The following is a 5031-nucleotide window of genomic DNA, read 5'->3' on the forward strand; positions in this document are numbered from 1 at the left end:
GCTCCGATCTACGCCAACCTCTTCGCCGACGAGGAAGGCGAGGGCCACAGCCTCATCTGGTCCCGCCCCAACCGCCGTAATAGCGAGTGACTTGGCAGCCGCCTCACCCGGTACCGGGTGAGGCGTCTCCTGCCGGTGATTGCGCAAGCTCGCCTAGGATCGCTTGATTGTAGCGAGGGGAACGCGGGAGGACAGCGCCTTCGACATACCGCTGGACCTAAGCCGGCGTCACTAGGTCGGCCTTCATATGCGGTCGGGCGGCATGCAACTGGCGCTTTTTGGCGAAGCCAAGCCAAGGGAACCGCTTACCGCCATCATTCCGTTCGACGACATGGCACACGACCGGCTGCAGGTCATCGAGCGGTTCATCGGCTCGATCCACAGGCAACACGTTCCCGACGCGCGGTTGACTGCGGTGCAGCGCCGGCGCCTTGGCCACATGTTGCGATGCCTCGATGGCCTGGAAGAGCAAGTCGCGAGCGCCTGTTCGGTCGCCGACTGGTCAGCACCGCCGACTGGCACGACTCGGCTTTTCGACATCAGACGCATCGTCTCGTGCGCGACGGCCTGAAGATGGTCGAGCGCGGCCATCGCCAATCGCTTCGCGCGCGACGGCGCCGCTCCTGAGGCTTTCCCCCCGCCGCCTTGTCCACTTATTGCCCAGGAGTTTGGCCAGCCCGCCCGCGGGGCGACTGTTTCCCGGTCCGGGAGACAGCCTTCGCCGCGGAAACCCCGTCCGTGCACGAGGTGCTGGCCGACAGCCGCTGTCGGGCCGGGGGTCGCAGCCGAAGGGAAACATCTATAGGCTGGAAACGACGCCAACAAGGACGGCAAGAACATGGCAGGGGCACCCCCCAACCACGGCGATAGGCCTGCCGACGATACCGCTGAAGCGAAAGCGAAGAACAACATGCCCCCCATTGTGGGCATCGGGTCATCGGCCGGAGGCGTGGCCGCTCTGCAGAGCCTTGTCAGCAACATACCGGCGGACAGTGGCATCGCCTGGGTGCTTATCCAGCACATGGCGCCGGATCGGCCGAGCGAACTCGCGAGCATTCTTGCGCGCAAGGCAGACTTACCAGTGGCGGAGGTTACGCACGACACGCGCATCGAGGCTGACAAAATCTATCTGATCGCGCCGGGGCAAGTGATGACGATCCGTGAGGGCGTGCTGCGCTCCGCGCAGGACGGCGACCCGCTCGCGCGGCGCACCAGCATCGACGCCTTTCTTGTCTCGCTCGCCGAGGATCAGGGGGAGCATAGCGGCTGCGCCCTTCTGTCAGGGGCGGGCACTGACGGGACTCTCGGCCTCAAGGCGGTGAAGGAGGCGGGCGGTCTGACGCTGACCCAGACGCTTCAGACCGCCGAATACGACAGCATGCTGCTGAGCGCCACGCGCACCGGCCTCGTCGATCGCGAGGTCGACGTCGCCGAAATGCCCGGGCTCTTCACCGACTTCCTCGTACGGCGCAAGCCCATAGCGCGCGATGTCGAGGTCGAAGATGGCGAGAGGCGCGAGATCTGTAACGTGCTTCGACGCGCCACCGGCCACGATTTCACGGACTACAAGTCGAGCACGATCGACCGGCGCATCCGCCGGCGCATGCAGATTCATGGCATCGACACGCTGTCCGCCTATGTCGACCTGATGCGCGACGACCGCCGGGAACCCGAGCGCCTGTTCCGCGATCTGCTGATCGGGGTCACCCAGTTCTTCCGCGACACCGACTGGTTCGCGGCGCTGGCCGCGAAGGTACTCGGCCCGATCATGGAGGAAAAGACCGAGGACGATGAGGTGCGCGTCTGGGTTCCGGGTTGCGCCACGGGCGAGGAGGCCTACAGCTTGGCGATCCTGTTTCAGGAGGCCCGGGCGCAGATGGAGAGCCCGCCGGAGGTGAAAATCTTCGGCAGCGATATCGACGAGGCCGCCCTGCATTTCGCCCGTATCGGCCGCTATCCGCACAGCATCGCCGCCGATGTCAACGAGGAGCGGCTGCAGCGGTTCTTTGAAAAAGAGGATGGCCACTACACGATCCGTCCGCAACTCCGCGAGATGTGCCTGTTCGCCCAGCACAACCTGCTGCGCGACCCACCGTTCTCGCGCATTGACCTGCTCTCGTGCCGGAATGTGCTGATCTACATGAACCCGGGATTGCAGAAGCGGCTGATGCCGGTATTCCATTACGCGCTCCGGCCCGGTGGCTTCCTGTTCCTCGGCCCTGCCGAGAACGCGGGGCATGACAAGCTCTTCGGTGAATTCGACCGGAAGCACCGTATCTTCCGCCGGATCGGCGAGACCGCGCGGCTGCCCGAATTTCCTATTGCCGGCGGTGACGGCGAGAATCGTCGGGAGATGCAACGGCAGGATGTCGCCACGAAACCTGGCGTAACCGATCCGGCATTCCGTACTGCGCAAAAACTGCTTGAGCGCTATACGCCAGCCTATGTCATCGTCGATGGCGATTTCGAGATCCTCGATGCTTCGACGGGCACCGGCGCTTTCCTCGAGCTGCCGCGCGGCCGGCCGAAGGCGAATCTGGCCGCGATGGCGCGCACCGAACTGGCCGTGGACATCAAGGCGGCCGTCGCGAAGGTGCTGACCTCGGGCGAGCGGTTCGTGCGCGACGATCTAATCGTGGGCCATGACGACGAGCGCCGTTACCTGACGCTGATCGTGGAGCCGCTGACCGGGGCCGACGCGAGCGAACGCCGTTGTCTCCTCGTCTTTCAGGCGGGAGCCGCCGCGATGGCGCAGACCACCGAGCGGGCAAGGCAGCGAGGAGGCGACGAGGAACTCGTGCGTGCACTGGAGCTGGAGCTTCAGACGACGAAGGAACGGCTGCAGAGCACGCTGGAGGAGTTGGAAACCTCAAACGAGGAACTTCGGGCCTCTAACGAAGAACTCTCGTCGGTAAACGAAGAACTGCAGTCCTCGAACGAGGAACTGGAAACCTCAAAGGAGGAACTGCAATCGATCAATGAGGAGCTTCGCACGGTCAACAATGAGCTTTCGACGCGGGTCGAGGAGCAGAGCCGCGCCAACAGCGACCTGAAAAACCTTTTCTCTAACACCCGTATAGCGATGCTCTTTCTCGATGCGGAGTTTCGCATCCGCAACTTCACGCCGCCCGCCAAGCCGCTGTTCCGACTGCGCGACCACGACATGGGGCGGCCGCTGGACGAACTCGCCGGCGGCGTCGAGCTCGGATCCCTGAAGGAGCAGGTGGCGGAAGTCATCCGCAGTGGGGAGCAGATCGAGAAGGAGGTCGAGGCGCGAAACGGCGAGCCCCAGACGCTGATCATGCGCATGCTGCCCTATCGCGACGAGAACGACGTGATTCAGGGTGCTGTTCTCACATTCATCGACATCACCGCGCGCAAGCGGTCTGAAGAGCGGCTCTCGGACATGGTGTCCGAGCTGAACCATCGGGTGAAGAACAATCTGGCCAGTGTGCAGTCCATGATCCGTCAGGCGGCCCAACACACAGAGACGAAGGATGAGATACACAAGGTGCTCACAGGCCAGCTACACGCGATGGCCGCGTCGCACGACATCCTCTCGCGCGGCGACTGGAAGGGCGCCAAGCTGCATGACCTTGTCGGCGCCGTCCTGTCCCCCTTTGTCGGCGAGGGGCTCGACGGGCTGAGCCTCCAAGGACCCGAGGTCCACCTGAAGCCTCAGGTCGTGGTCGGGCTCGGGGTGATCCTGCATGAGCTCGCCACGAACGCGTCGAAGTACGGCGCGTGGTCCACCGGGGCGGGACGCGTTTCGCTGAACTGGACTCGGGTCACGACCGACGGCGACGAGCTGAGGATCGAATGGGCGGAAAGTGGCGGGCCGCCCGTTGCGCCGCCGAAGAGCAATGGTTTCGGCCTCAACTTCGTCTCGCGGTCTACCCAGCACGAACTTCGTGGCACCTGCCAGCATGAGTTTCCCTCCGCTGGCTACCGCTGCGTTATAGTCGCGCCTGCGAAGGCCATGTTGATGGATCGCGATGAAAATCGCTGAGGCCCTCTCATCGCCGCGCGAGACCGAGCGCGTCGAGCGCAGCAAAGAGATCGGCCTCCGTCAGCGGCTTGTGCAGAACCTGGCACTCTTTGAAACGCTCGGGCACTTCCACCCTGGAATAACCGGTCGCGAGGATGAAAGGAACGCCCTGCTCGTGAAGCAGATCGGCGACCGGCCAGACGCGCTCATCGCCGAGGTTCACGTCGAGGACCGCGCCGTCAAGGTCGTTCTGCCGCACTGCCGACAGCCCTGCCTCGACGTTGGAGACCGGCCCTACAGGCACGCAGCCGCACTCGCCGACCATGTACTCGACATCCATTGCGATGAAGAGGTCGTCCTCGATCACGAGGATTCGTGGTTTTCGATTTTCAATTGAACCCACGTCCCATTGCCCCCAAAGGAAACTAACCACGTCGCCCCAAGAAAGTTCCCACGTTCGTAGGCCAGCCGTCGCTACCATGAACTGCTGCTGGCGACATCGAAACTATCTAGGACGAACTTGGTCTAGACATAGTTTTCGAGGTAAATGATTGAGCATGTCCGCTGGCTTCATCTGGAGAACGTTGGACCCCGGTTCCGTCTCCTCCGCCGGAGAAGCCGCAGGCCAGGAGCCAGGCAACAAGCCGGTCCGCTTTCTCAAGGCCACCAGCAAGGCGAGACCGTCTGGCGTCGGCCCCAATGACATGTCCGCTATACACGGGCGCTCAATAGCAAAAGCCGGCATTGGAGCGCGTGTCTGGACCAGCTTCGATGAATCCAGCAACGGCATTACCAGTCATCACGCGTAGCCGAGGCCGATCCACTCCGCGATCGCCGGATGGATCAGGCTCTGATGCAGCACATGACAGGCCTTGGTGACATCAGCACCGGCGAGACGGTCCACACCATCTCCTTTAGCGGCAAATGAACCCATCGTCCCCGTCTTCCATTTCGCAGAGCGCACCGACGACCTCTCGAACGGGCTGATCTGGCCGAAGGACGGCTGAAGCCTCGACCGCCTATGCCGCAATGGCGCGTCGCGC

At 63.3% G+C, this 5031-nt stretch carries 4 protein-coding genes and 1 pseudogene; 3 read left to right on the forward strand and 2 right to left on the reverse strand.

What is annotated here, in order from left to right:
• The 3 genes and pseudogenes from FJ423_RS34525 to FJ423_RS33270 all read left to right on the forward strand — a co-directional run.
• A pseudogene (locus tag FJ423_RS34525) lies at positions 1-90 on the forward strand (DUF736 domain-containing protein); the annotation flags it as partial.
• 172 nt (positions 91-262) lie between these two features.
• Positions 263-571, forward strand: a complete 309-nt coding sequence (locus FJ423_RS33260) for a DUF2285 domain-containing protein (protein ID WP_246680388.1) — start codon at positions 263-265, stop codon at positions 569-571.
• A 267-nt stretch (positions 572-838) separates the two neighbouring features.
• Positions 839-4009: a CheR family methyltransferase gene (locus FJ423_RS33270; RefSeq protein ID WP_140848019.1), complete on the forward strand. Its 3171-nt coding sequence runs from the start codon at positions 839-841 to the stop codon at positions 4007-4009.
• Between the two features lie 7 nt (positions 4010-4016).
• On the opposite strand, the gene FJ423_RS33275 is transcribed toward FJ423_RS33270, so the two are convergent.
• Positions 4017-4355, reverse strand: coding sequence for a response regulator (locus FJ423_RS33275; protein ID WP_181174990.1), 339 nt, complete (start codon positions 4353-4355; stop codon positions 4017-4019).
• A gap of 432 nt (positions 4356-4787) precedes the next feature.
• A partial coding sequence (locus FJ423_RS33935) for a hypothetical protein (RefSeq protein ID WP_210239593.1) occupies positions 4788-5031 on the reverse strand: 244 nt, incomplete at its 5' end.

Source organism: Mesorhizobium sp. B2-8-9 (assembly GCF_006439475.1).
Taxonomy (GTDB): Bacteria; Pseudomonadota; Alphaproteobacteria; order Rhizobiales; family Rhizobiaceae; genus Mesorhizobium.